Annotated in this window: 1 protein-coding gene; it reads right to left on the minus strand. The window is 42.2% G+C overall.

What is annotated here, in order from left to right; all coding sequences use genetic code 11:
* Positions 1 to 43: 43 nt before the first annotated feature.
* Positions 44 to 1,189 (minus strand): RNA-guided endonuclease InsQ/TnpB family protein, encoded by a 1,146-nt coding sequence (locus tag JGK14_RS00135; protein WP_293255093.1) that lies wholly within the window; start codon positions 1,187 to 1,189, stop codon positions 44 to 46.
* Positions 1,190 to 1,294 lie beyond the last annotated feature (105 nt).

The following is a 1,294-nucleotide window of genomic DNA, read 5'->3' on the forward strand; positions in this document are numbered from 1 at the left end:
TTGACATACTCCCCGGCGTGAACGCGCGGGGATTCTTGACACTTCACGGAGATGTGCCACAAGTGGTCTTACCTTCTCTCTGTGTCCGTTTAGAGTCGTGGCAATGCCCTATCCCGACTTTGTTTATATTCTTGGCTGCATTCTCATCGCGATCGTGTTCGATACCGCAATTCAAGCATTGAACCGAGCGGATTTTTAAATCCAATTTCCCCCATCTAAAACCGCAATTTGAACAGATTTGACTTGTTGGTTCCCAGCGACTAATTACCCTAAACTCTCTGCCAAACTTTTCAGACTTAGCCTCGCACAAAGCCCTAAACTCGTACCATCCCTGTTGGCTAATTGCTCTCGCCAGTTTCCGATTTTTGACCATGCCCGACACATTCAAATCTTCCAAAATAATAGTTTGATTCTCACTAACAACTTTGGTCGATAGTTTGTGCAGAAAGTCTTTACGGGTATCCCCAATTTGATTGTACTGTTTCGCAATCTGAATGCGAGTTTTGTTTCGGCGCTTTGAGTCTTTGGGCTGCCTTGCCAACTTGCGTTGCAGTCTGCGAATTTTTCGGTCTAACTGTTTGTAGCTTGGACTTTTAGCTGATGTTCCGTCGCTCATCACTGCAAAGGTTTTAATACCCAGATCGATGCCGATGCTGTGGTTTTTAGCTTCGACAATATCGGAATTAATCTCTACAACAAAGCTCAGGAAATAACGGTTGGCACAATCTTTGATTGCTGTGACAGAGCTAGGGTCTGACGGCAGTTGTCTCGACCAAATAGGACTAACATTTCCGATTTTTGCCAGATACACGGACTCACCTTTGATAGAGAAACCCGATTTGACAAAAGTTGCAGATTGACTGTTAGTCTTTTTTTTGAACCTTGGTTGACCGAGTTTTTTACCTTTTCTCTTCCCTTTTAGGGAGTCAAAATAGTTTTTGTAAGCAACATCTAATTGTTTGAGGGATTGCTGCAATGGCACGGATGACACATCTTTTAACCATGCTCTCTCTTCTGTCTTTTTAGATAGAGCTAGAGACTTGGATAGAGTGTTGTAGCCGGGATATTTTCCTGACTTGCTTTGAGTTAAGGCATCATTCCAAACAACTCTCACACAACCAAACAACTGCGCTAAACTTTGGCGTTGTTGAGTGGTAGGATAGAATCTGTATTGGAATCTTGCTTTCATTGTTTGTCGTTTGTTTTACTATTCCATTCTAACAGGCTCAGTAAAATTTACCAAAAAATTAAAGCCGTCCTTAAGGACGGGGTTTTAAACCCAATTTTTTGATAA

It is taken from the genome of Microcoleus sp. PH2017_28_MFU_U_A, assembly GCF_020738035.1.
In the GTDB taxonomy this organism is placed as follows: domain Bacteria; phylum Cyanobacteriota; class Cyanobacteriia; order Cyanobacteriales; family Microcoleaceae; genus Microcoleus.